Origin of the sequence: Microbacterium enclense, assembly GCF_004022425.1 — a bacterium.
In the GTDB taxonomy this organism is placed as follows: domain Bacteria; phylum Actinomycetota; class Actinomycetes; order Actinomycetales; family Microbacteriaceae; genus Microbacterium; species Microbacterium enclense_A.
On the sequence record NZ_RBZY01000031.1, the window covers coordinates 15,001 to 39,307 of the forward strand.

Below are 24,307 nucleotides of genomic sequence, written 5' to 3' on the forward strand. Positions count from 1 at the left end.
GGGTCTCCCGTTCCTGCGGACGATGGCGGGGGATGCCGCGCGCCCGCCCGTTCGATTCTATGAGGCTGTGCGGAACGCGGGCCGGAACGACGAAGGCCCGCCGGGGAGGCGGGCCTTCGGGGGTGGGGTGGCTAACGGGACTTGAACCCGCGGCCCCCGCGACCACAACGCGGTGCTCTACCAACTGAGCTATAGCCACCATGTGCCCACCGGAGCGGACAACTGAACGATTATGTCATACGTCCCGCGCGAACGACGAAACGACCGACGATGCGGCGCCCTTCGCCTCGTCGCTCGTGGGGCCCGGCTCGGGCACGAAGACGGCCTTCCGGTAGTACGCGAGTTCGCGGATCGACTCGAGGATGTCGGCGAGGGCGCGGTGGCCCCCGTTCTTGGTCGGCGCGTTGAAATACGCGCGCGGGTACCACCGGCGCGACAGCTCCTTGATGCTCGAGACGTCGACGTTCCGGTAGTGCAGCCAGCGGTCGACGCGGGGCATGTACTTCGCAAGGAACATGCGGTCGGTACCGATCGTGTTGCCCGCGAGCGGCGCCTTCCCCTCGAGGGGGGCGAAGCGCTGGATGTACTCGAGCGCCTGGAACTCGGCATCCGCGAGACTCACGCCGTTCGGGATCTCGTCGAGCAATCCGGAGGACCGGTGCATCTCGGTGACGAACTCGCCCATGTTCGCCAGAGCGGACGCGTCCGGTTTGATGACGACCTGGAAGCCGGGGTCGAGGACGTTCAGCTCGAAATCCGTCACGACGATCGCGATCTCGACGAGTTCGTCGACGGCGAGGTCGAGTCCCGTCATCTCGCAGTCGATCCACACGAGCCGGTCGTTCTCAGAGGCAGACACCATCCCGTCATCCTACTGACGGGGTGCGACACCGAGTCGGTCCCCCAGGCACGATTCGAACGTGCGACCGGCGGATTAGAAGGCCGCTGCTCTATCCACTGAGCTACTGGGGGTCCACACCAGGATATCGAGGACCGCTCGCCCCGTGCTCGACCCCCTGGCGGGGCCGTCTGGGCGGGCGTATCCTCCGGCCAGGTCGAACGAAAGGAGCATCATGTCCGACACCACGACACGGCGCCTGTGGGTCGCTTACGGCCCGGTGGGCGCGGTCGGGACCATCCAGAAGGATGCCGAGGGCTACGCCGTGCACATGGCGGGCAAGGACGAACGCCTCGGGGTCTACCCCAGCATGGAGATCGCCAAGAGCGCCCTGCACTCGCACCTCAAGCCGGGGAGCGACCGCCCCGAGTTCCGGGAGCACTGAGGAACAGATCGCGGCGGGGCGATGATGCTCCGCGGGTCGCGGCGTCACACCCGGGCCGGGCGGCGAAGACGCCGCTGCGGCTCGGGTGCGGCCAGCAGGCGGAGCGCGACGTGCACGAGCGGTCCGATCCCGAGGGCGAACACGACCGTGCCGATGCCGACGGTCCCGCCGAGGAGCCAGCCGGCGACGAGGACCGTGCCCTCGACCCCGAGACGGCAGGCCCAGATGGGCCACCCGAGCCGCGCGTGGAGTCCGGTCATGAGTCCGTCGCGTGGGCCCGGCCCGAAGTGGGCACCGATGTACAGCCCGGATGCCACGGCCACCGTGACGACCCCGGCGACCAGCATCAGCGCCTGCCAGAGCGGCGTATGAGGGTGCGGCAGGAACGTCAGCGCGAGTTGGATGCTCGTGCCGACCAGCAGGATGTTGGCGACCGTGCCGATGCCCGGTCGCTGGCGCAAAGGGATCCAGAGCAGCAGAACGCCGAGACCGACGATGTTGGTGACCCAGCCGACGCCGAGTCCCGTCACGCGGGAGAGTCCTTCGGCGAAAACCGTCCAGGGGTCGACTCCGAGACCGGCGGCGATCGTCAGGGCGCAGCCGAAGCCGTAGAGGGCCAGGCCCGCGAGGAGGCGGAGGATCCGAGTGGTCACGCAAGAATCCAATCACCCGATTGGTTCACTTCGACCGGGCCAATCTCGCTAATCTGGCCTCATGGACTCTCGCATCTCAGCGCGCGCCCTCGCCGAAGCGCTCGGCGGGTGGCGCGGTCGCGGCCCCGCGTACGAAGCGTTGGCCGATGGCATCCGCCTGCTGTGTCTGGACAACCGCATCGCGCCGCGCACGGCACTTCCCGCCGAACGCGAACTCGCGGCGGCCCTGGGATTGAGTCGCACCACGGTGGCCGCCACGTATCGCAGCCTCCGCGATACCAGCCATATCGAGAGCCTCCGGGGGAGCGGGAGCATCACGCTGCCGCTGCGACGCACCGACCCCGGGATCGATGACCGGCGGGACGGCGTGATCGACCTCCAGCAGGCGAGCCCTGCCGCCTGGCCCGGCCTCCCCGCGGTCTTCACCGAGGTCGCCCAGGACGGCGCCGCGCTCCTGGCGCGAACCGGGTACGACGTCGTCGGCGCACCCGCGCTGCGCGAGTCGATCGCGCAGCACTATCGACAGCGGGGACTGATGACCAGCGCCGACCAGATCCTGGTCACCACCGGGGCGCAGAGCGCGCTGCACTTGATCGCGGCGGTGCTGCTCTCCCGAGCCGACCGCGTCCTGATCGAGACGCCGACCTATTCGCACGGCGCCGACGCTTTCCGAGGTGTGGGCGCGCGACTCGTCGGCGTCCCCGTCGCACCGGATGCCGGGTGGGATCTGGACCGCGCTGCGCAGACGTTCGCCCGCGCCATGCCCGCGCTGGCCTACCTGATGCCGGAGTTCCACAACCCCACGGGTCGCACCATGACCCCCGAGGAGGTGGATGCCTTCGTCGACGGTGCTCAGCGCGCCGGAACCCTCCTCGTTCTGGACGAGACGACGGCGGGCCTCGACATCGACCGACCCGTCGCGGCGACCGCGTTCCCGGACTCGGATCGGATCGTGCGCGTCGGCTCGCTCGGGAAGACCGTGTGGGGCGGCCTGCGCGTGGGGTGGGTGCGCGCGAACGTCGACATCATCCGTCGCCTCGCCAGTGGCAGGCCCGTGCACGACCTCGGAACACCCGAGTTCGAGCAGGCTGTCGCGACTCGCGTCATGGGTCTCCTCGGCGAGATCAGTGCGCAGCGTGCCGACCTGCTCCGTGCCGGGCGGAATGCGCTGACGCGGGCGCTGACCGAGACGTTCCCGGAATGGGAGGTCCCGACCGTGCACGGGGGCGTGTCGCTGTGGGTGGGTCTGGGTGAACCGGTGAGTACCCCCCTCGTCATGAGTGCGCGGGCGCGCGGGCTGCTGCTCTCCGCCGGCTCTCGATTCGCGGTCGAGGGGGGACACGATCGCCGCCTCCGCATCCCCTTCACGGCCGCGCCGCACACCCTCGAGCGAGCCGTGGGGGTGCTGCGAACGGCCTGGGATGACGTGAGCGGGTCGGCGTCGGGCAGCGCGCTCGACGACCTCGCCGCCGTGGTCTGACGTTCGCGGCGGACGACGGCGCGCGTCCGCGGCGCTGTCTCAGCGCGCGGCTGCCTCAGCGCGCGTAGCGCAAGCACTCGAGCGCGTCGGCCGGGGACCAGAACTCACCGAGTCGGCGAAACCGGCCCGTGGCGGTGTGGAAGCGCTCGGCCGCATACCGCCATTCGTCGTCGGCAGCGATCGCGCGAACGTGCCCGACGACGACGCCCCGCGGGTCGGCGATGCGCCACAGACCAGCGGCGACGTGCGTCGCCGCTGCCCACCCGGCCGGGCGCGGTGCCGGGGCGAGGTCGTTCCAGAGTGCGGTGCTCATGCCCTCACCGTAGGAGGGGGCTCCGACATCGGCCCGGCAGCCTTCCTCCCCACGATCCAACTGTTGCGACTTCTCCACCGAAGCGCCTCGGCGGCCGCCGCGCGCATCTCCCACCGCGGCATTCTGGCCATGGCTCCGGCGTCCGTCGGGCACACGGATGCCGGAGCCCACATCGAGAGAGGACACATCATGAGCGACCACATCACCCTCGTCGGAAACGTCGTCGGCGACCCAGAAGAGCGCGCCACCCGCGGCGGCGATCCGATCGCCGCGTTCCGGTTGGCGGTCAGCGAGCGACGTTTCGACCGGGAACGCGGCCAGTGGATCGACGGGCACACCAACTATTACGCGGTCTCGGTGTTCGGTGAACTGGGCCGTAACGCGCTGGAGTCCCTGCACAAGGGCGAGCGGGTCATCGTCGCCGGACGCCCGCGCCTGCGCGAATGGGAGACGGACGCGAAGCGCGGCGTGAGCGCGGATGTCACCGCCGACGCGATCGGACACGATCTGCGCTGGGGTGTGTCGACGTTCCGCCGATCGGCGAAGGCGGGCGCCACCGGAGCGGCGCACCCGGACGAGCCGGCCGCGCGGGAGACGCCGAACGGGGCCGAGGCCTGGAACGTTCCGGGTGATACCCCCGCGGATCCGCGCGCGAGTGCGGACGGCATCCCCGACGCGGCCGGTGAGCGCGGGGCGACCCCGCTGGTCGAGGTCGCCGCCGACGCGACCCCGTTCTGATCCGCCGGTGAGCGGCCGGCCGGTACGTAGACTCGAGCGGGTGATCCGTCTGCACCGTCGTCCGGTCGCCGTCCTGGCGGTGGCGGCCGCCCTCGCCGTCGCCATGGCGGGATGTACGCCGACGCCGCCTCCCGCCCCCTCGGCGGCGGCTCCCGAAGTGAGCTCCTCGGCATCGGCACCGTCGCCGGGGGCGGACGGGTCCGCATCATCGCCGTCGGCACCCGCGCTGTCGCCGACGGGCTCGGCGACAGAGAACCTCCCGCTGTTCACGCAGGTCGTCGCGGAGGTCTGGGGCGGAGCGGAACAGGTTTCCGGGCGCGCGTACATCGACGCCCTGGACGCGGCCGGCTTCGACAAGACGGCGATGCAGGTGACGCCCGACCAGACGGTCATCGGCAACCCCGCCGAGAGCATCGAATTCTCGGTGCGGTGGGGCGAGGAGTGCCTCGTCGGGCAGGTCGGGCCGTCGATCGGCGACCCCGTCACCGCGGTTCTGCCCGGCCTGTCGACGGGCGACTGCCTGATCGGTCAGACGCGTCCGATCGACTGGTGACACCTGTTCCGCGCCGGCAGAAGGTGCACGTCTGGTCGTCCGCCCGCCGCGGGCTCCCGGGCAGCATGGCTTGCCGACCCTCGGAGCGGGGAGCGGCGTTGATAGGCTGAGGGAGACTTCCGCGCACCCGGGCGTCCCGCTGGCTTCTGCTCGGCGACCCGGGCGGGCGCGGCCCTCATCCCCGATCGAAGGTGGTACGTCCTCGATGGCCGAATACATCTACTCCATGGTCCGCGCCCGTAAGGCCGTGGGCGACAAGCTCATCCTCGACGACGTCACGATGTCGTTCCTCCCCGGCGCCAAGATCGGCATGGTCGGTCCCAACGGCGCCGGTAAGTCGACGATCCTCAAGATCATGGCCGGTCTCGACAACCCGTCGAACGGCGAGGCGCGGCTGAGCCCCGGGTTCACCGTCGGCATCCTCATGCAGGAGCCCGAGCTCGACGACAGCAAGACGGTCCTCGAGAACATCCAGGACGGCGTGGCGATCAAGCCGAAGCTCGACCGGTTCAACGAGATCTCGGCCCTCATGGCCGACCCCGACGCCGACTTCGACGCGCTGCTGGCCGAGATGGGCACCCTGCAGGAAGAGATCGACGCGGCGGACGGGTGGGACCTCGACTCGCAGCTGGCCCAGGCGATGGACGCGCTGCGCACGCCGCCGGCGGACGCCTCGGTCGTCCCGCTGTCCGGTGGTGAGCGCCGTCGCGTCGCGCTCGCCAAGCTGCTGCTCCAGAAGCCCGATCTTCTCCTGCTCGACGAGCCCACGAACCACCTGGACGCCGAGAGCGTGCTGTGGCTCGAGCAGCACCTCAAGGCCTACAAGGGTGCGGTCATCGCGATCACCCACGACCGGTACTTCCTCGACAACGTCGCAGAGTGGATCGCCGAGGTCGACCGCGGGCACCTCTACCCGTACGAGGGCAATTACTCGACCTACCTCGACAAGAAGGCCCAGCGCCTGGACGTGCAGGGCAAGAAGGATGCCAAGCTCGCCAAGCGACTGAAGGACGAGCTCGAGTGGGTGCGGTCCAACGCCAAGGGACGCCAGGTCAAGTCGAAGGCCCGTCTCGCCCGCTACGAGGAGATGGCGGCGGAGGCCGAGCGGACGCGGAAGCTCGACTTCGATGAGATCCAGATCCCCGCGGGTCCGCGTCTGGGCAGCATCGTCATCGACGCCAAGAAGCTCGAGAAGCGCTTCGGCGATCGCTCGCTCATCAGCAACCTCAGCTTCAATCTCCCGCCGAACGGCATCGTCGGCGTCATCGGACCCAACGGTGTGGGAAAGACCACGCTCTTCAAGACCATCGTCGGCCTCGAGCCCCTCGACGGCGGGACGCTGAAGATCGGCGAGACCGTCAAGATCAGCTACGTGGATCAGTCGCGCGCCAACATCGACCCCGAGAAGTCGCTGTGGGAGGTCGTCTCGGACGGTCTCGACATCATCACCGTCGGCAAGACCGAGATCCCGTCGCGCGCCTACGTGTCCAAGTTCGGTTTCAAGGGCCCCGACCAGCAGAAGAAGGCCGGCGTGCTCTCCGGCGGTGAGCGCAACCGTCTCAACCTGGCGCTGACCCTGAAGGAGGGCGGCAACCTGCTGCTCCTCGACGAGCCGACCAACGACCTCGACGTCGAGACCCTCAGTTCGCTCGAGAACGCGCTGCTGGAGTTCCCCGGCTGTGCCGTGGTGATCACGCACGACCGGTGGTTCCTCGACCGCATCGCCACTCACATCCTGGCGTACGAGGGCACCGAGGAGAACCCCGACCAGTGGCACTGGTTCGAGGGCAACTTCGAAGCCTACGAGGCGAACAAGATCGAGCGCCTGGGGCAGGACGCCGCCAACCCGTCGCGTTCGAGCTACCGCAAGCTCACGCGTGACTGACGCCGCGACCTCGGCGGGGCCGGCGTCGGCCGGTCCCGCGCGGCTGCGCATCCCGATCCAGCTGCGTTGGGGCGACCTCGATGCGCTCGGACACGTCAACAACACCTCGATGCTCAAACTGCTCGAGGAGGCGCGTCTCCGCGCGTTCTGGCGTGGCGACGAAGCGGGCGACGCCTTACCCACGGCCGTGTTCGACATGAGCGTCCTCGAGAGCGGGGGAGAGCGCGCGACGCTCATCGCCCGCCAGGAGATCGAGTACCTGCAGCCCGTGCCGTACAGCCAGCGCCCGCTCGACGTGCGCCTGTGGATCGGGGCGATGGGCGGGTCGAGCGCCGACATCTGCTTCGACGTGTACAGCCCCGTCGGCGACGATGAAGCCGTGCTCTACGCGCGGGCGACCGCCGTGGTCGTCCTCGTCGACACCGCCAGCGGGCGTCCGATCCGCTGGAGTGCGACCGAACGGGAGGCGTGGGCGCCCTACGTCGGACAGCCCATCGAATACCGTCGGCGGACCGCCGGGCGCTGAACCGGAGCTACTCGCTCGGGACCCGCACCATGATCTCCTGCGCCACGCTCCCCAGCAGCGTGCCCTCGCGCGTATAGATCCGCCCGGTCGACAGCCCGCGTCCACCGCGGGCGTTGGGGGATTCCTGCACGTACAGCACCCAGTCGTCGACCCGGCCCGGGCGGTGCCACCACATCGCGTGATCCAGACTCGCCACCCGCAGTCCGGGCGTGCTCCACGGAACGCCGTGGCCACGGAGGATTGTCTCCTGGATCGTCAGGTCGCTGAGGTAGGCCAGCGCCGCTCGGTGCACCGCGGGGTCGTGGGGAAGCGCGCCGCGCGTCCGCATCCACACGGCCTGGCGCGGGACGTGGGGTTCTTCCACCGACGTATAGACCGGCGAGGGCACGTGACGGACCTCGATCGGGTAGTCGGAGAACATCCGGCGCGTGAGCGGGTGGAGGGCGTCGGTATCGAACGGCGTCACGTCTTCGGGTTGAGGGAGCCCCGCCGGCATCGCCTCGGCGTGCTCCACGCCCAGATCCTCGTCCTGGAACGAGGCGATCATCGAGAAGATCGGCACGCCGGCCTGGAACGCCTGCGTGCGTCGGGTCGAGAAGGAGCGGCCGTCGTGGATCCGATCGACCGAGAACGTGATCGCGCCGGACGGATCTCCCGGCCGCAGGAAGTAGCCGTGCATCGAGTGCACGGCGCGCTCCGACGGGAGGGTCCGCGAGGCCGCGACGATCGACTGCGCGAGCACCTGGCCGCCGAACACCCGCCCGAACGGTGAGGGCTGCGAGACCCCGGTGAAGATGTCCTCGGTCGTCCGCGCGCCCGCGTCGCGAAGGTCCAGGACTTCGAGCAACGAGTCGACGGCGTCGGTGGCATCGGTCACGCGGTACTCCCGTTCCGGCGCGGAAGACCGCGCCGCTTGATAGTTTAGGGCGGGTGTCCGCGCGCCTGTTGTTCCCCGATCCCCAGGCGGCAGCCGACCTGCTGACCTTCGCCTCCCGAGCCGTGCGACTCGGCGACGGGTCCGTCCGGCTCCGCGCCGACGGCGGCGTCCTCGTGACGACCGCGGCTCCGTTGGCTCCCCGGGGACTCCTGGATGCCACGCCCACGGTGCTCGGCCTGCGGGTGTCGGCCGTCGATCCCGAGCTGCAGTGCGACCTCGTGGTCGAGGCATCCGCGCTGTCGCCCGCACCGGATGACTCGGCGGCCATCGTGCTGCCCGAGATCGCGAGCGCCCCTGCCTGGGCCGGCGTCTCGCCCCCGCGCGGCAGGTGGACGGAGGTCGCGGCGATCGACAGCTCCGTGCTCGCCGCTCGGGCACAGTACGGAATCGCCGCGGTCGCGGACGCGTTGCCCGCCGACCCGGGCGAGGATGTGATCCGCACGGTGCGCGCGCAGGTGTGGGGGCAGCCCGACGACGCTCTGAACGGCCTGCCGCTGGGCACGGCGTTCACGGCCTATGCTCTCGGGTTCATCGCCGGGGCGGAGCACGCCGCCGTTCGGACGAGCGGCGTCTGGACCCGCGTGACCCTGGCCCGCGGTCACGTCCTCGTGCGCGGTCCGGTGCGTTCCGGCCTCACGCCGGTCCGCGCCACCGGGGCGTGAGACTCAGTCCGCGGAGCGGATCGGGAGGCCCGGGTCCGTTCGCCCGTCGCGCGTCGGACCGATCCCCCGCGGCTCGAACGTGTTGACCATCGCGTGCGCAGCTCGCTCGAGGTAGTCCCACAGGGGGGCCTCGAGGAGCGGCGGCAGGGCGATCTCGTCCACCGCCGCACGCATGTGGCGTAGCCACCGGTCGCGCGCGTCCGGGTCGACGTGGAACGGCATGTGCCGCATCCGCAGGCGCGGGTGACCGCGGGTCTCGCCGTACGTCGTCGGACCGCCCCAGTACTGCGCGAGGAAGAGGGTGAGCCGTTCGGCAGCGGGCCCGAGGTCCTCCTCGGGATACATGGGCTTCAGTACCTCGTCCTCGGCGACGCCGCGGTAGAAGGCGTCCACCAGTCGACGGAACGTGTCCATGCCGCCGACCTGTTCGTAGAAGCTGATCGGCTCGCTCACGCGGACGCTCCGTCATCGTCTGCCCGCACGGCGGGGGGAGTGGGCCTCTGCACGGCGTCACTCTCGGCGGCCGGAGCCGGGGAGTCGCTCGTGTGCGGTTCGGCCGGCTTCTTCTTCGGTTGCGTGGTTTCCCGGGCGGCGTGAGCGGCCTTCTCGGCCGCGATCTCGGCGGCCACGGCATCCGCATCCAGCACCGTGTCGGACACCGCGAGCTTCTTGCGCCGTGGGCGCCACACCGGCCGCTCCGTCGTCGTGGCCACCGGCGTCGGCTTCGTCTTGGGCGGGTGCGCCCCGCGGACGCTCTGCGCGCCCTCCGCGCCGGTCAGCACGATCGAGTTGAGCTGGGGGAGGGTGACGCCGAGAGCGTCGATCGCCCGCTTGAGGCGCACGCGGAGCTCACGGGCCACGTCGTCCTTCGCGCCGGATCGCGTCTTCATCACGAGACGGATGACCAGCGCGTCGCCGCTGATGGACTCGAGCCCCCAGATCTCTGGCTGCTCGATGATCCGCGAGCGCCACTTGGTCTCTTTCGCGAGGCCCTTCGCCGCGCCGAGCATCGCCTTCTCGACCTCGTCGATATCGGCGTCCACCGGCACAGCGAGGTCGATGATGACCCGGGCCCACCCCTGAGACATGTTGCCGATGCGCGTGATCTCACCGTTGCGGACGTACCAGAGCGTGCCGTTGACGTCGCGGACATGGGTGATGCGCACACTCACGAACTCGACGATGCCGGTCGCCAGCCCCAGGTCGACCACGTCTCCGATCCCGATCTGGTCCTCGGCGACGATGAAGATCCCGTTCAGGACGTCCTTGACGATGTTCTGTGCGCCGAAGCCGAGTCCGGCGCCGACGGCCGCGGTGAGAAGGGTGAGGGATGCCAGGGCGTCCGGCGCCACGATGCCGGCGATCCACACGAGGGCGACGATCATCAGCACGACGTTGACGATGTTCTGCAGGATCGTGCCGAGGGTCCGCGTGCGCTGCACGAGGCGGACGGCCGCGAGGGGGGACCGGTCGAGCGCCTGCGTGTCGTCGACGCGCGCGTTCTTCTTCGCGCCGTTGACGACGCGGTCGACGACTCGGCGAATGACGACGCGGAGGATCCACGCCGCGACCGTGACCCCGACGATGATCCCCAGGATCTGCAGGAGCACGCCGCCGAAGCCGAGCAGTTGCTGGCCGATCCATGCCCAGGCGGAGGGATCCGCGAGCTCCGTGATGGTGGTAGGCGGAGTCGGCGTGGGCTCGGGTGCGCTGGCGAGAACGGACATCCCTCTCATGCTAACGACGGATGCCTCGGTGCCACCTGGGCATCGAGGCATCCATCGCTCTGTCGGCGTTTACGCGTCGCGTCGCTGCAGCACGACGATTCCGGCGCCCACGAGAGCGAGGACCCACCCCGCGAGCGTCAGCGCAGGAACGAGGACGTCGCCGGTGGGGATCGCGGTCAGGTCCGAGCCGGCCGCAACAGGGAGGTAGCGGCCGAGGTCCACCACCCACTGCCACGACGCACCGCCCAGGGCGAAGAGGTTCACGGCGATCGGGGCGACGAACAGGACCCCGACGGTCGCCGCGATCGCGCCGGCGCCGTTGCGGATCAGCATCCCGAACCCCATTCCGATGAGTGCGTACGCCACCATCGCGAGCACACCGAACAGCAGCGGCAGACCGGCCTGGGCGGGATCGGACCAGGTGACGGCGTCGGTCGACAGGGGCACCGTGACGGCGAGACAAATCAGGTAGCTGAGCGCGGTCGCCGCCCCCACGACGAGGGCGATTGCGAGGGCCTTGGCCAGCGCGAGCTGCGGGCGGCGGGGGGTGGCGGTCAGGGTCGAGCGGATCATGCCGGTGGCGTACTCTCCCGTGACCGCGATGGCCCCGAGGATCCCGGCGACGAGCATCGTGAACTGCGCGGAGATCACGACCCCGAAGATCGGCGAACCGCCGTCGGATGCGGCGGTGTACAGTCCGGCGATCCCGACGGAGAGGGCGGCCGCGATCGCGAGCGACCACCACGTCGAGCGGAGGGTCGTGAGCTTCAGCAGCTCGCTGCGCAGCGTCCGGGTGAAGGTCGGGCCGGACGCGGTGTCGGCGAACGTCGACCGTCGGGGTGAGGTGAGCGTGGTCATGCGAGTTCCTTCGTCTTGTACTCGATGGCGTCGTCGGTGAGAGCGAGGTACGCGTCTTCGAGGGATCCGCTGCGCGGGGTGAGCTCGTGGAGCGGGATGCCATGACGCGCGGCGATGTCGCCGATGGCGGCGGCCGATGCGCCGGCGAGGCTCGCGAGGCCGGGCTCCACGGGGGACGCCGTGACGCCCTCGGGCCGCAAAGCCTCGACGAGCCGCGGGAGCTCGGGGGAGCGGACGAGGACGACCTCGGTCGTCCAGGACCGCACGAGTTCGGGTAGCGGCGCGTCGGCGAGGACGGCGCCGCGCCCGAGCACGATGACGTGGTCGGCGGTGAGCGCCATCTCGCTCATCAGGTGGCTGGAGAGCAGGACGGTGCGACCTTGCGCCGCGATGTGGCGCACGAACTCCCGCACCCAGCGCACGCCCTCCGGGTCGAGGCCGTTGACGGGCTCGTCGAGGATGAGGGTGTGCGGGTCGCCGAGCAGCGCAGCCGCGATCCCCAGTCGCTGCCCCATGCCGAGCGAGAACCCGCCGGCGCGCTTGTCGGCGACGGAGGAGAGACCGGTGATCTCGATCACCTCATCGACGCGCTGGCGCGAGATCCCGTGGGTGGCTGCCATGACGCGGAGGTGGTTGCGTGCCGAGCGGCCCGTGTGGACGGCCTTGGCATCCAGCAGGACGCCGACCTCGGTGAGCGGTGCGCGGAGGCGGTCATACGCCGTGCCGTCGATGGTGACGCTGCCCGCGGACGGCCGGTCCAGGCCCACGATCATGCGCATCGTGGTGGACTTGCCGGCACCATTGGGGCCGAGGAAGCCCGTGACGCGGCCCGGCGGAATGGTGAAGGAGACATCGGACACGGCGGTGCGGCTGCCGTATCGCTTGGTGAGGTGGTCTGCGACGATCATGCTTCCACGCTAGGAAGCGGGCCGGCGCTTCCGCGTCCGCCGGGGGACGGATCCGCGTACATCGCAAGACGTACGCCCCCTCCCACCGAAGCGGGAGAGGGCGTACGTCGAGGCTGGGTGCTACTGCGCGTCGCGCTCCTGCACCGCGAGCGCGCGCTCGACACCGGCGAGGTTCTCGCTCACGAGGCGACGGAGGGCGGGAGCCGCGTCCTTGTGGGCGGAGAGCCACGCGCGGGTGGCATCCCGCAGCTGCGTGTTCGCGAGAGCGGCGGGGTAGAGCCCCACGATCAGGTACTGCGCGATCTGGTAGCTGCGGCTCTCCCAGATCGGAAGCAGCATGTCGAAGTACGGCCCGACGAACTCCGCGAGGACCTCGACCGTGGCCGGGTGCGTGAATCCCAGCGCCGCCGAGCGGACGATCGTGTTGGGCGCGTCCGCGCGGTCGATGAGCGAGCTCCACGCCTCCTGCTTCGCTTCCGACGTCGGCAGTGCGGCCCTGGCCTGGGCCGCGAACTCGCCGCCCTTCGACGTGTTGTCGGTCTCGCGAGCCGCGTCGATGTCGGCGGCCGTGACCGCGCCGCCGGCGGCGAGAGCAACGAGGAGCTGCCACGACAGGTCGGTGTCGACCTCGAGTCCGTCGAGCACCGTGTCGCCGTCACGCAACGACCGGACCGTCTCGACGTGCGCCGGGGTCGCGGCGGCCGAGGCGAACGCCGTGACGAACTGCAGCTGGCTGTCGCTGCCGGCCTCCGCACCCTGCGCGAGCGCCCACAGACCGTCCGCGACGCGCTCCCGGGCGGTGGCGCGGGTGGCCGGAGCGACGTAGCTGTTGGCCGCGAGCTGGAGCTGCGCGAGGGTCGTGCGGACCGTGGTCGACTCGGTTTCGGACCCGATGTTCCGCAGCACCAGGTCGATGTAATCGGTCGCCGAGGCCTCGGCATCCCGGGTCTGGTCCCACGCGGCACCCCAGACGAGCGACCGCGCGAGCGGGTCGGCGATGTCCTTGAGGTGCGCGATCGCCGTGGCGAGCGAGCGCTCGTCGAGGCGAATCTTCGCGTAGGCGAGGTCGTCGTCGTTGAGCAGGACCAGATCAGGACGACGGATGCCACGCAGCTCGGGCACTTCGGTGCGGTCGCCGTCGACGTCGAGCTCGACGCGGTGCACGCGCTCGAGGCGTCCGGATTTGTCGAGGGAGTAGAAGCCCACGGCGAGTCGGTGCGGACGGATCGTGGGGTAGTCCGACGGCGCGGTCTGCACGATGGCGAAGCGCGTCAGCGAGCCGTGGTCGTCCTGCTCGATGAGCGGCGACAGCGTGTTGACACCCGCGGTCTCGAGCCACTTCTTGGCCCACTCGCCCAGGTCGCGGCCGCTGGTGGCCTCGAGCTCGGTGAGCAGGTCGCCCACCTCGGTGTTGGACCACTGGTGCTTCTGGAAGTACGCGGCGACGCCGGCGAAGAACTGCTCGATGCCCACCCACGCGGCGAGCTGCTTGAGGACAGACCCGCCCTTGGCGTACGTGATGCCGTCGAAGTTCACCTGCACGTCTTCGAGGTCGTTGATCTCGGCGACGACGGGGTGGGTCGAGGGGAGCTGGTCCTGGCGGTACGCCCAGGTCTTCTCCATCGCGTTGAAGGTCGTCCAGGCGGCCTCCCACTCGGTGGCCTCGGCGGTGGCGATCGTCGACGCCCACTCGGCGAACGACTCGTTCAGCCAGAGGTCGTTCCACCACTTCATCGTGACGAGGTCGCCGAACCACATGTGCGCGAGCTCGTGGAGGATCGTCACGACGCGACGTTCCTTCACGGCATCCGTCACCTTGCTGCGGAAGACGTAGGTCTCAGTGAACGTCACCGCGCCCGCGTTCTCCATGGCGCCCGCGTTGAACTCCGGCACGAAGAGCTGGTCGTACTTGGCGAAGGGGTACGGGAAGCCGAACTTCTCCTCGAAGTAGGCGAAGCCCTGGCGCGTCTTGTCGAAGACGTAGTCGGCATCCAGGTACTGCCACAGGCTCTTGCGGGCGTACACGCCGAGCGGGATGACGCGGCCGTCGGCGCTCGTCAGTTCGGAGAACGTGGACTCGTAGGGGCCGGCGACGAGCGCCGTGATGTAGGACGAGATGCGCGGGGTCGCGGGGAAGCTCCACTCCGCGGCACCGTCGCCCCCCGCGACCGGCTCGGGCGTGGGGGAGTTGGAGACGACCTTCCAGGCGGCCGGGGCCGTGACGGTAAAGGTGAACTCGGCCTTGAGGTCGGGCTGCTCGAACACCGTGAAGACGCGGCGCGAGTCGGGCACCTCGAACTGCGTGTAGAGGTAGACCTCGCCGTCGACGGGGTCGACGAAGCGGTGCAGGCCCTCACCGGTGTTGGTGTACTCGCAGTCGGCGTCGACGACGAGCTCGTTCTCGGCGGCCAGACCGTTCAGCGCGATGCGCGAGTCGGCGAACACCTCGGCGGGGTTGAGGGTGCGGCCGTTGAGGGTCACCGAGTTGACCGTGCGAGCGATGAGGTCGATGAAGGTCGACGCGCCCTCGGTGGCGGCGAAACGGACCGTGGTGACCGAGCCGAACACCTCCTCGCCGCGCATGAGGTCGAGGCGCACGTGGTACTCGTGCGTGTCGACGATCGCGCGGCGCTCCTGCGCTTCGATGCGGGTGAGGTTCTCTCCTGGCACTGGCGTTCTCCCGAGGATGTGGGTGGGTCGTCGCGGATGGCACTGCTGGCGCCGACGACAACCGTATAAGCCTAGTGTCGAGATACCCCGGGGCCGGGCTGTTCGCGCCAGTGGGAAGATGTCGGGGTGAGCACGACCGAGACCGACACCACCCCCGAGACCGTCCTCTATGCCTCTCCCGCCGCGGCATCCGGACCCAAGTGGGTCGAGACGCCCGTGGCGTACGACGCCATCCTCCTCGCCGGTTTCGGCGGACCGGAGGGTCAGGACGACGTCATCCCGTTCCTGCGCAACGTGACGCGCGGACGCGGCATCCCCGATGAGCGCCTCGAAGAGGTGGCCCACCACTATCGCCACTTCGGCGGCGTGAGCCCGATCAACGAGCACAACCGTCAGCTGAAGGCGGCGCTCGAGGCCGAGATCGCCCGTCGCGGCCTGAACCTCCCCGTCTACTGGGGCAACCGCAACTGGGCGCCCTACCTCGAGGAGGCCGTCACCGAGGCGGCCGAGGCCGGCGACACGACGCTGCTGGCGATCGCGACGAGCGCCTACAGCTCCTTCTCCAGCTGCCGCCAGTACCGCGAGGACTACGCCCGGGTTCTCGAGGCCACGGGCCTCGGCGAGACGGTGACGATCGATAAGGTGCGGCAGTTCTTCGACCACCCCGGGTTCGTCTCGACCTTCGTTGAGGGTGTGAAGGATGCCGTGTCCGCCTACGTCGCGGACGGACTCTCGCCCGAGAAGATCCGCGTGCTCTTCTCGACGCACTCCATCCCCACCGCCGACGCTCAGCGCTCCGGGCCCCGTGACGTCGACTTCGGCGAGGGCGGCGCCTACGAGGCGCAGCACAAGGCCGTCGCGGCTTTCGTCATGGCGGAGGTCGCCGCGGCGGTCGCCGACGTCGAGTGGGAGCTGGTGTACCAGTCGCGCTCCGGCCCTCCCACGCAGCCGTGGCTCGAGCCCGACGTCAACGACGTCATCGCCGAACTCCCCGGCCGCGGAGCAGAGGCCGTCGTGATCGTGCCGCTCGGTTTCGTCAGCGACCACATGGAGGTCCTATGGGACCTCGACACCGAGGCGATGGAGGCGGCGGAGGAAGCCGGCATCCGCGCCGTCCGCACGCCCACCCCGGGCATCGACCCCGCGTACGTCTCGGGCCTGGTCGACCTGGTCGAGGAGCGCCTCAAGGGCGCCCCGAAGGCGGAACGTCCGCACCTCACCGACCTCGGTCCCTGGTACGACGTGTGCCGCCCGGGCTGCTGCGAGAACATCCGCGCGGGCTTCAAGCCGGTGGCCGCGGGAGTCCGCCCCTGACACGCCACGACGCCGCCCGTCCCGTCGTGGGGCGGGCGGCGTCGTCGTTCGCCCGCGGTGTCGGCGGCCGTCCCTAGGATGGGCGCATGCGCATTCACATCGGCACCGATCACGCCGGTCTCGAGTTCTCCACCCAGCTGCAGCACCACCTCGCCTCGCAGGGGCACGAGGTCGTCGATCACGGCCCGATCGAGTACGACCCGCTCGACGACTACCCGGCCTTCTGCATCCGCGCGGCCCAGGCCGTCGTGCGCGACCAGGCCGATGGCGTCGAGACGCTCGGTGTCGTCTTCGGCGGCTCGGGCAACGGCGAGCAGATCGCGGCGAACAAGGTCCTCGGCGTGCGTGCTGCGCTCGTCTGGAACATGGCGACCGCCGAGCTCGCTCGTGAGCACAACGACGCGAACGTGATCGCCATCGGCGCGCGCCAGCACACGTTCGAGGAAGCCGCGTCGTTCATCGACCGCTTCATCGCGACACCCTTCTCGGGGGAGGAGCGCCACGCGCGCCGGATCGCGCAGCTCGCGGCGTTCGAGCAGGACGGCATCCTGCTGCCCGATCCCCGCGAACGCGCTTCTCAGCCCGACGTCCTGGACGCCAGCGAGGCGTTCGACCCCGAGGCAGGCTGATGCCCGAAGGACATTCCGTCCACCGCATCGCCCGTCAGTTCGACCGCAACATCGTGGGCCGCACGGTCATGGCATCCAGTCCTCAGGGGCGGTTCGCCGAGGGCGCGTCGGTGATCGACGGGCGCGAGGCCGTGGAGGTCCGCGCCGTGGGCAAGCAGATGTTCCTGCGGTTCGATCCCGACGTGTGGCTGCGCGTGCACCTCGGGATGTACGGCGCGTGGGATTTCGCGGGCGAGGTGGCGATCGACGCGACCATCGCCGCGGCGAACGGCCGGATGGGCCAGACGAATCAGCGCGGCACCGCGCTGGACGAGGCGATCCTGGATGCCGCCGGCGAGAACTCCCTCACCTCGATCGGGGCCCCGCGACGCGCTCGCGTGCGCATGTCGGAGCAGACGACGGGCCTCGAGGAGCAGACCGAGTGGCCGCCACCGGTAGTGGGGGCGGTGCGGCTGCGGCTCCTGACCGAGACGACCTGCGCCGACCTCCGCGGACCGACGGCGTGTCAGCTGCAGACACCCGACGAGGTCGCCGCGACGATCGCGAAGCTCGGCCCCGATCCGCTCGTCGATGACATCGCGGAGGGGGAGGAGCGGTTCGTCGCCACGGTGCGGCGCAAGCCCACGGCGATCGGGCTGCTGCTCATGGACCAGGCGGTCGTGAGCGGGATCGGCAACGTCTACCGGGCTGAGATCCTCTTCCGCGCGCGCCGGAATCCGCACACGCCGGGTCGTGACGTGCCGGAGGAGACGGTCCGCGAGATGTGGCGCGACTGGGTCCGGCTGCTCGCGATCGGCGTCGAGACCGGCCAGATGATGACGATGGACGACCTCGACCCCGAGGCGTACCGGCGCGCGATGGCCCATCGCGACGACCGCCACTGGGTGTATCACCGCGCGGGTCTTCCCTGCCGGGTGTGCGGCACGACGGTGCTCGTCGAGGAAGCGGCGGGCCGCAAGCTCTACTGGTGCCCGAGCTGTCAGGCGTGAGCGCTCTAGGCTGATCCGGTGCGGCAGAATCCGAGTTTCGCGATGACCGACGTCGGGGAGATCCGGCGCCTCATCGAGCATCATCCCTGGGTCACGCTCGTGTCCGACGGCTCCACCGGTCTGGTTGCGTCGCACTACGCTGTCCTGCTCGACGACGACCACGACGACCTCACCATCGTGGGGCATGTCGGCAAGCCCGACGACGCGATCCTCGGTCTCGGCGACCGTGAGCTGCTCGTGATCGTGCAGGGCCCGCACGGGTACATCACGCCGCGATGGTACGGCGACGGTCCGGCCGTGCCGACCTGGAACTTCGTGTCGGCGCACCTCAGTGGCATCCCGGAGATCCTCACGCCGGACGAGAACCTGCGCGTGCTCGACCGGCTCGTGGAGCGTTTCGAGGGCGAGGACGGACGCGGCCTGTATCACGCCCCGAACGACGCCGCGTTCGTGGACCGGCTCGCCGCCGGGACCGTCGGCTTCCGGCTGACGCCCGCCCGCGTCGTCGCGAAGCGGAAGCTGTCGCAGAATCGCCCGGCAGAGGTCGTCGACGCGATCATCGCGAGGCTCGGCGACGGGCCCGACGCCAACCCGGCCCTCGCCGCCGAGATGCAGCGCGCCGCCGACGCGCGTCGCCGCGCATGATCGACGAGATCGCGGGGTTCGTTCGCGCCGTGCGGGTCGCCGGCCCGGGCCGCGAATTCCTGCCCACCCCTGACGAGCCCGTCGACCTCGTTCTCGCCGAGGGGCGCATCGTCGACATCGCGCCGACCGGGAACCTCCGCCCGCGCGGGCTCGTGATCGACGGCGAAGGGGGATGGCTGCTCCCGGGGCTGTGGGATCACCACGTGCACGTCGTGCAGTGGGCGCTGACCGCCGGTCGCGTCGCGCTGGGCGACGTGGCGTCAGCGGGGGAGGCGGCCGCCGTGATGGGCCGCGCCGAGGTGCGCGACGGGCGCCGCATCGGCGTGGGCTTTCGCGACGGACTGTGGCCCGACGAACCGAGTCTGACCTCCCTGGATGCCACGACCGGCGAGGTTCCGACCTACCTCGTCAACGCCGATGTCCACAGCGTCTGGATGAATTCCGCGGCGTTCCGACGGGAAGGCTTCGAGCCGTCGGCATCCGGTGTCCTGCGCGAAGAGGACGCGTTCGAGATCTCGCGGCGCATCAACGCGGTCGACCCGGAGGCGGGGGATCGCGCGGTCGAGCGGATGACGCGAGCGGCCGCCGCTCGCGGCGTGGTGGGCCTGGTCGACCTCGACATGACCTGGAACGACGAACCGTGGCAGCGGCGCGTCGCTCGCGGCTTCGACACGCTGCGGGTGTCGTACGGTACGTACCCGCAGCATCTGGATCGCGCGATCGCCGAGGGACTGCGCACGGGCGACCCGGTGCGCGGCGCCGGGAACGATCTCGTGCGCGTGGGGCCGCTGAAGGCGATCACGGACGGGTCGCTCGGCACGCGCACGGCGGCGTGCGCTCACCACTACCCGGGCGACAGCGAGAACCACGGGCTCCTCACGATCCCGCCCGATCAGCTCGTCGAGCTGATGACGCGCGCGACCGCCGCGGGCCTGGAATGCGCGATCCACGCCATCGGCGACGTCGCGAACGCCCACGCGTTGGATGCCTACGCTCGCACCGGCGCGACCGGCACGATCGAACACGCGCAGCTCGTGGCGCACGCCGACATCCCGCGGTTCGCGCGGTTGGGGGTCATCGCGAGCGTGCAGCCCGAGCACGCGCTCGACGACCGCGACATGACGGATGCCATCTGGGCCGAGCAATCGGCGCAGCCCTACCCGCTGCGGGCCCTGGCCGACAGCGGCGCGAACCTGCGATTCGGCTCCGACGCCCCCGTCGCGCCCCTCGATCCGTGGGCGGCGATGGCGTCGGCGGTGTTCCGCACGCGCGACGGGCGCGACGCCTGGCAGCCGCACCAGCGCATCGACATCGACACCGCGATCGCGGCATCCACCGCAGGAGGCTCGACGGCGCCCGCCGAGATCGCGCCGGGTGCTCGCGCGGACCTCGTGGTCGTGGATGTCGATCCCCGGTCCGCCGACGAGCGGGCGCTGCGCGCGATGTCGGTGCGCACGACGCTCCTCGCGGGCCGCGTGACGCACGCGTCCTGAACTCGGAACTTCGCGTGAGGGGTTGGTTTCTGTCGCTTCCGGTGGGCTGAGGCGACAGAAATCGACCCCTCACGCAAACGACGGAGGGGGCGACGCCGAAGCGCCGCCCCCTCGAGAACTCATGCTCAGGCCGCGAGGTGCGCGAAGAGGAACCAGCGGTCCTTGTCGAGGCCGCGCTTGATCTCGATCGCGACGTCCTGGCTCGTCATGTCGGTCTCGTCGAGACCGTCGATGGCGGTCTGCAGGTCGACGAGCACGGCGTCGATGTCGGCGATGACGGCGCGGATGATGACATCGGACTGCGCGAAGCCCGCGGGGACAGCCGTTGCCTTCGCCTTGGCGGCGACGGTCGAGAGGCGCGAGTCGACCGGGAGGCCCAGGGCGACGATGCGCTCCGCCGCGAGGTCGGCCCAGTCCTGCGCGTGGGCGACGACGGTGTCGAGCAGCTCGTGCACGCCGATGAAGTTCGAGCCACGGACGTGCCAGTGCGCCTGCTTGCCGTTGACGACCAGGGCCTCGAGGCCGAGGACGACGGGCGAGAGGAACTGGGCGGTGCTGGAGGCCATGGTCGAGTCGACGGTGGTGGCGGCGGGCGTCTGAACGGTGCTCATGAGATCTCCTGAGTGTTGTGCCGATGTCGTGATGACAGCAACGCTACTCGCGCCCGAACATTCCGCAAGCAAGATGAGGCTCGGCTAAATCCCTGATGGAAAGGCAATCCTCACCTCACTCGCGCGATAGTCTCACGGCATGACGATCGCTCCGGATGCCACGGTCCTCGCCCTGCCCGATGCGACGCCGAACGTGCACGACACCGCGTTCGTGGCATCCGGGGCTCGCGTGATCGGCGCGGTCACTCTGAGCGAGGGATCCAGCGTCTGGTACAACGCCGTAGTGCGCGGCGACAGTGCGGGAATCGTTCTGGGCCCGCGCAGCAACCTGCAGGACAACGTCTCGGTGCACGTCGATCGGGGGCGTCCCGTCACCATCGGCGCCGACGTGTCCGTGGGACACAACGCGGTGGTGCACGGCTGCACGATCGGCGACGGATCCTTGATCGGGATGGGAAGCGTGATCCTGTCGGGCGCCGAGATCGGTCCGGGATGCCTCGTCGCCGGGGGAGCGGTCGTGCTCGAGGGCACGGTGGTTCCGGAGGGGTCTCTGGTCGCGGGAGTGCCCGCCAAGGTCCGGCGGGCTCTGACGCCGGAGGAGCGGGAGGGCATTCTGCGCAACGCGCAGACGTACCTGGAACACGCGGAGCGCCACGCGGGCGCGGTGCGTCGCAGCTGACTCGGGCCTCAGGACGACGCGGGCGTCTCATTCAGGTAGATCGGCTCGATACCGACGGAGACCTCCACGGTTCCGGGGCCGAGTCCCGATCGGATGGCCTCACCCGTGAGCGAGGTCAGCGACGTCTTGTAGCCGGGTCGCGCCCGAACGTCCACCGAGACCGGTTCCGTGCTGGTGTCGGCGTACGGCGCGTCCCGCCAGAGGACGCGGCGTTGATCGCCGTTCTTGTCGGAGAAGGTGTACATCCACACATCCGACCCGAGCGATCGCCGGCCTTCGAACTCGTAGCCGGCGAGTTGACGGAGAAGGTAACCGGCGGCCGCGGCACCCTGTTTCGGCTGGAAGGCCTCCACCCGATCGGTGGGCTGCCGATACAGCCCGAAGTTGTCCTCGGTCTCGTCCAGACGAGTCCCATCGTCGATTCCGTCGTACCAGACGGTCTGGGCGACCGACGGGACCGCGCGCAGCCCGACGAAGATCTTCACCAGGGCCGCGGCGGCCTGCGCCTCGGTCGGCACTCGCGCGACATTCCCCCCGTCTTTCGTCGAGGTCGTGCTGGACACGCCCACCTCGCTCACGATGATCGGCTTGGACACCCCGCCGTTGTTCTTCTTCACGAGCGCGTCCAACGCCGAGACCTTCGACAGCGTGGCATCCAGGTCCGTGGCGTACCCGTGGGTGGAGAGCATGTCGGAGTAGTTGAGACCGTCGGCGTCGATGAAGTCCGAGAACCAGCTCAGAGGGGTACCGGCGGTGTTGCCCGCGACGATGTCCACGTGCGGGTGGCGAGCTTTCACGCCGGTGTAGACGGCCTTCACCAGCGTCGCATAGCAGGCCCCGCTCTGGCAGTCGCTCGTGTTGCGTTGGGAACGGTTGAACTCGTTCCACACCTCCACCTTGTCGATCTGCGGGTCCGCGTCGAGAACGGTGTTGATGTAGTCGACGTAGCCCTGTCGGCCTTCGCGCGTGGTCGGCGGCGACAACGTCTCCTTCATGTCGTCGGGGTAGGCGACGGGATTGCCGTACCCCGCGACGAAGAGCATTTTGAGACCGTTCTCGTCGGTGACGGCGTGAAGGTCTTCCGCGTAGGCCGGGATCTCGTATTCGCCACGCTTTCGCTCGACACTCGTCCAGGACGTCTCGTCGCGGATCTCCCGGAAGCCGAGTCCGACCAGGAGCGGAACGGTTTTGTCGAGGCGCCAGGTGTCGGCGGCGAACGAGGCCTTGCCCCAGTGGGTCGCCACGGAGAAGAAGCGATCCGTCTTCGGGGGAGTCGGATTGACCAGGACGTTCACGCTGAGGTGGTCTCGGTCGTCGGCGAGGTCGAGAACGTAGAACCCGTTCGAGGGGACCTCAGGCTCGACCTGCGCATCCGGGCCCCCGGGACTCTGACCGGTCGCGATCTCCTCGCCGGAATGCGATCGCAGGGTCCACGCGACCGGTCCGTGCGAGTTGCCGAGCACGACCCGCACATCGGACGCAGATGTGAACAGGAGGGAGGGGCTGACGACGCTGAGCGGGCCGGGTCCCGCGGAGCGCAGGAGGAGCAATGCCGCCGCCGCGGAGGCTGCGACGACCGCTATCGCGAGCGTGACGATCACACCCCACCTCGCCTTTCGTGAACCCGCCACCGGACCCCTTTCGTCGACCGTCACGATAACCCGGCGAGATATCGGTCAGATGTCCGTTGCATGAGGCACTCCTCAGAGGCGTGCGGCCGCCGGCCCGGGGAGAAGGCGTGGCACGATCCTGAGCAGTGCGGTCATCCCCACCAGCTCGATGAGTGTTTGCGTGACGACGACGACGGGGGCCAATGCGAAGGAATCCGGGAGGGTCAGGGCCAACGGCAGCACCACCAACGAGTTCCGTGTCGTGCCGGAGAAGACCACGGCGCGTGCCGCGCGGGTGTCCTGTCCGAAGATGCGTGCCACGAGGATGCCGAGAAGCGGCGCGCCCACGAGGAACGCCACGAAGACCGGCACAACGGTCAGGACGGCTATGACGTTCATCCTCACCGACTCGATCTGCGCGCCGATGATCACGGCGAGGGTGAAGGCGAGCAGCGGCACCATGGCGGCATCCATCGTCCGTTCCACCGCGCGAGCAGCCTTCAGCCGGACAGCGGCTCGCTGGGTGAGGGCCGCGAGCGTCAACGGGAGCACGATGAAGACGAGGAACGCCACCGCGAACGGCCCGACGTCGATGGCGGCGAGTACCTCGGGTCCGGCCATGAAGCGCAGGTACACCGGCAGCAGTGCCAGTTGCCCGAGCATGAGCAGCGGCGAGACGGCCAGGAGCCGAGGGGCGTCCCCGCCCGCGATCCGGGTGAAGACGATGACGTAGTCGATGCAGGGGGTGAGGAGGACCAGCAGCACTCCCGCCAGAAGTACCTGGTCATGGGCGATGAAGCGCGACATCGCGAAGACGAAGACCGGGATCAGGACGAAATTGAGCACCAGCACGGCAGCGAGGAAGCGGCCGTCACGGACCGCGCGCGCGATCGCGCCGAACGGCACAGCCAGGAACGTCGCGAAGAGGAGAACGACCAGCGATGGAGCAACCAGCGCATCCAGCACGGGGACGGTCGCGGGCGCGAGGATTCCGCACGCGCCACCGGCGGCCATTGCCCCGATCCAGACGGAGAGCTGCCAGCGGTGGAGCCACGCGATCACCGTCTCGAGGGTACGTGGTCGCCGTGCCCCCGTTCGGCCGGGGCGCCGCCGACGAACCGGCGGCGCGCCCCGTCACGCCCGG

At 69.9% G+C, this 24,307-nt stretch carries 25 protein-coding genes and 2 tRNA genes; 13 read left to right on the forward strand and 14 right to left on the reverse strand.

The window, feature by feature from the left end; genetic code table 11:
* Positions 1 to 123: 123 nt before the first annotated feature.
* The 3 genes from D8Y23_RS09760 to D8Y23_RS09770 all read right to left on the reverse strand — a co-directional run bounded on the left by D8Y23_RS09760 (position 124) and on the right by D8Y23_RS09770 (position 972).
* A tRNA-His gene (locus D8Y23_RS09760) sits at positions 124 to 199 on the reverse strand.
* 36 nt (positions 200 to 235) lie between these two features.
* The gene (gene orn, locus D8Y23_RS09765) at positions 236 to 862 is read right to left on the reverse strand and encodes an oligoribonuclease (RefSeq protein WP_128217954.1); all 627 of its coding nucleotides are present in this window, start codon (positions 860 to 862) and stop codon (positions 236 to 238) included.
* A gap of 37 nt (positions 863 to 899) precedes the next feature.
* Positions 900 to 972: transfer RNA gene (locus D8Y23_RS09770), tRNA-Arg, on the reverse strand.
* 101 nt (positions 973 to 1,073) lie between these two features.
* On the opposite strand from D8Y23_RS09770, the gene D8Y23_RS09775 reads away from it, so the two are divergent.
* Entirely contained in the window at positions 1,074 to 1,283 is a 210-nt protein-coding gene (locus D8Y23_RS09775; RefSeq protein WP_128217955.1) for a methyltransferase, read from the forward strand.
* A gap of 44 nt (positions 1,284 to 1,327) precedes the next feature.
* Here D8Y23_RS09775 and D8Y23_RS09780 read toward each other — a convergent pair whose 3' ends face one another.
* A complete protein-coding gene (locus tag D8Y23_RS09780) occupies positions 1,328 to 1,936 on the reverse strand; it encodes a YczE/YyaS/YitT family protein (RefSeq protein ID WP_128217956.1) in 609 nt (202 codons plus the stop codon).
* A gap of 61 nt (positions 1,937 to 1,997) precedes the next feature.
* Between D8Y23_RS09780 and D8Y23_RS09785 the strand changes: the two genes are divergently transcribed.
* Complete coding sequence (locus D8Y23_RS09785; RefSeq protein ID WP_128217957.1) at positions 1,998 to 3,416, forward strand: PLP-dependent aminotransferase family protein; 1,419 nt, start codon at positions 1,998 to 2,000, stop codon at positions 3,414 to 3,416.
* A 55-nt stretch (positions 3,417 to 3,471) separates the two neighbouring features.
* Here the strand turns inward: D8Y23_RS09785 and D8Y23_RS09790 are convergent, their stop codons facing one another.
* Positions 3,472 to 3,729, reverse strand: a complete 258-nt coding sequence (locus D8Y23_RS09790) for a hypothetical protein (protein WP_128217958.1) — start codon at positions 3,727 to 3,729, stop codon at positions 3,472 to 3,474.
* Between the two features lie 189 nt (positions 3,730 to 3,918).
* Here D8Y23_RS09790 and D8Y23_RS09795 point away from each other — a divergent pair, with 189 nt between their 5' ends.
* The 4 genes from D8Y23_RS09795 to D8Y23_RS09810 all read left to right on the forward strand — a co-directional run bounded on the left by D8Y23_RS09795 (position 3,919) and on the right by D8Y23_RS09810 (position 7,431).
* The gene (locus D8Y23_RS09795; RefSeq protein ID WP_164878193.1) at positions 3,919 to 4,467 is read left to right on the forward strand and encodes a single-stranded DNA-binding protein; all 549 of its coding nucleotides are present in this window, start codon (positions 3,919 to 3,921) and stop codon (positions 4,465 to 4,467) included.
* Between the two features lie 40 nt (positions 4,468 to 4,507).
* Entirely contained in the window at positions 4,508 to 5,020 is a 513-nt protein-coding gene (locus D8Y23_RS16975; protein ID WP_205796987.1) for a DUF6993 domain-containing protein, read from the forward strand.
* A gap of 205 nt (positions 5,021 to 5,225) precedes the next feature.
* Positions 5,226 to 6,905, forward strand: a complete 1,680-nt coding sequence (gene ettA / locus D8Y23_RS09805) for an energy-dependent translational throttle protein EttA (protein ID WP_128217960.1) — start codon at positions 5,226 to 5,228, stop codon at positions 6,903 to 6,905.
* The gene (locus D8Y23_RS09810; RefSeq protein ID WP_128217961.1) at positions 6,898 to 7,431 is read left to right on the forward strand and encodes an acyl-CoA thioesterase; all 534 of its coding nucleotides are present in this window, start codon (positions 6,898 to 6,900) and stop codon (positions 7,429 to 7,431) included. The genes ettA and D8Y23_RS09810 overlap by 8 nt, the downstream gene beginning before the upstream one ends.
* 7 nt (positions 7,432 to 7,438) lie before the next feature.
* Here the strand turns inward: D8Y23_RS09810 and D8Y23_RS09815 are convergent, their stop codons facing one another.
* Complete coding sequence (locus D8Y23_RS09815) at positions 7,439 to 8,308, reverse strand: acyl-CoA thioesterase (RefSeq protein WP_128217962.1); 870 nt, start codon at positions 8,306 to 8,308, stop codon at positions 7,439 to 7,441.
* 53 nt (positions 8,309 to 8,361) lie between these two features.
* Between D8Y23_RS09815 and D8Y23_RS09820 the strand changes: the two genes are divergently transcribed.
* Positions 8,362 to 9,030, forward strand: coding sequence for a hypothetical protein (locus tag D8Y23_RS09820; protein WP_128217963.1), 669 nt, complete (start codon positions 8,362 to 8,364; stop codon positions 9,028 to 9,030).
* Between the two features lie 3 nt (positions 9,031 to 9,033).
* Here D8Y23_RS09820 and D8Y23_RS09825 read toward each other — a convergent pair whose 3' ends face one another.
* The 5 genes from D8Y23_RS09825 to pepN all read right to left on the reverse strand — a co-directional run bounded on the left by D8Y23_RS09825 (position 9,034) and on the right by pepN (position 15,193).
* Positions 9,034 to 9,483: a globin gene (locus D8Y23_RS09825; RefSeq protein WP_128217964.1), complete on the reverse strand. Its 450-nt coding sequence runs from the start codon at positions 9,481 to 9,483 to the stop codon at positions 9,034 to 9,036.
* Positions 9,480 to 10,757, reverse strand: coding sequence for a mechanosensitive ion channel family protein (locus D8Y23_RS09830; RefSeq protein WP_240663857.1), 1,278 nt, complete (start codon positions 10,755 to 10,757; stop codon positions 9,480 to 9,482). Before D8Y23_RS09830 ends, D8Y23_RS09825 begins: the two co-directional genes overlap by 4 nt.
* 69 nt (positions 10,758 to 10,826) lie before the next feature.
* Positions 10,827 to 11,615 carry an ABC transporter permease subunit gene (locus tag D8Y23_RS09835; protein WP_128217965.1) on the reverse strand — a complete coding sequence of 263 codons (789 nt, stop codon included), beginning with the start codon at positions 11,613 to 11,615 and terminating at the stop codon, positions 10,827 to 10,829.
* The gene (locus D8Y23_RS09840; RefSeq protein ID WP_128217966.1) at positions 11,612 to 12,523 is read right to left on the reverse strand and encodes an ABC transporter ATP-binding protein; all 912 of its coding nucleotides are present in this window, start codon (positions 12,521 to 12,523) and stop codon (positions 11,612 to 11,614) included. Before D8Y23_RS09840 ends, D8Y23_RS09835 begins: the two co-directional genes overlap by 4 nt.
* A gap of 120 nt (positions 12,524 to 12,643) precedes the next feature.
* Entirely contained in the window at positions 12,644 to 15,193 is a 2,550-nt protein-coding gene (gene pepN / locus D8Y23_RS09845) for an aminopeptidase N (RefSeq protein ID WP_128217967.1), read from the reverse strand.
* A gap of 126 nt (positions 15,194 to 15,319) precedes the next feature.
* Between pepN and D8Y23_RS09850 the strand changes: the two genes are divergently transcribed.
* The 5 genes from D8Y23_RS09850 (at position 15,320) to D8Y23_RS09870 (ending at position 20,263) form a co-directional block, all read left to right on the forward strand.
* Positions 15,320 to 16,507, forward strand: coding sequence for a ferrochelatase (locus tag D8Y23_RS09850; protein ID WP_128217968.1), 1,188 nt, complete (start codon positions 15,320 to 15,322; stop codon positions 16,505 to 16,507).
* Positions 16,508 to 16,593: 86 nt separating this feature from the next.
* Positions 16,594 to 17,136, forward strand: coding sequence for a ribose-5-phosphate isomerase (locus tag D8Y23_RS09855; RefSeq protein ID WP_128217969.1), 543 nt, complete (start codon positions 16,594 to 16,596; stop codon positions 17,134 to 17,136).
* A complete protein-coding gene (locus tag D8Y23_RS09860) occupies positions 17,136 to 18,125 on the forward strand; it encodes an Fpg/Nei family DNA glycosylase (RefSeq protein WP_128217970.1) in 990 nt (329 codons plus the stop codon). The genes D8Y23_RS09855 and D8Y23_RS09860 overlap by 1 nt, the downstream gene beginning before the upstream one ends.
* A gap of 18 nt (positions 18,126 to 18,143) precedes the next feature.
* Entirely contained in the window at positions 18,144 to 18,770 is a 627-nt protein-coding gene (locus D8Y23_RS09865) for an FMN-binding negative transcriptional regulator (protein WP_205796991.1), read from the forward strand.
* Positions 18,767 to 20,263, forward strand: coding sequence for an amidohydrolase (locus tag D8Y23_RS09870; protein ID WP_128217972.1), 1,497 nt, complete (start codon positions 18,767 to 18,769; stop codon positions 20,261 to 20,263). Before D8Y23_RS09865 ends, D8Y23_RS09870 begins: the two co-directional genes overlap by 4 nt.
* A gap of 125 nt (positions 20,264 to 20,388) precedes the next feature.
* Here D8Y23_RS09870 and D8Y23_RS09875 read toward each other — a convergent pair whose 3' ends face one another.
* Positions 20,389 to 20,874 (reverse strand): Dps family protein, encoded by a 486-nt coding sequence (locus D8Y23_RS09875; protein WP_128217973.1) that lies wholly within the window; start codon positions 20,872 to 20,874, stop codon positions 20,389 to 20,391.
* Positions 20,875 to 21,013: 139 nt separating this feature from the next.
* Here D8Y23_RS09875 and D8Y23_RS09880 point away from each other — a divergent pair, with 139 nt between their 5' ends.
* Positions 21,014 to 21,553 carry a gamma carbonic anhydrase family protein gene (locus D8Y23_RS09880; RefSeq protein ID WP_128217974.1) on the forward strand — a complete coding sequence of 180 codons (540 nt, stop codon included), beginning with the start codon at positions 21,014 to 21,016 and terminating at the stop codon, positions 21,551 to 21,553.
* An 8-nt stretch (positions 21,554 to 21,561) separates the two neighbouring features.
* On the opposite strand, the gene D8Y23_RS09885 is transcribed toward D8Y23_RS09880, so the two are convergent.
* Both D8Y23_RS09885 and D8Y23_RS09890 read right to left on the reverse strand, forming a co-directional pair.
* Positions 21,562 to 23,154, reverse strand: a complete 1,593-nt coding sequence (locus D8Y23_RS09885) for a hypothetical protein (protein ID WP_128217975.1) — start codon at positions 23,152 to 23,154, stop codon at positions 21,562 to 21,564.
* A gap of 102 nt (positions 23,155 to 23,256) precedes the next feature.
* A complete protein-coding gene (locus tag D8Y23_RS09890; RefSeq protein WP_240663858.1) occupies positions 23,257 to 24,225 on the reverse strand; it encodes an arsenic resistance protein in 969 nt (322 codons plus the stop codon).
* Positions 24,226 to 24,307 lie beyond the last annotated feature (82 nt).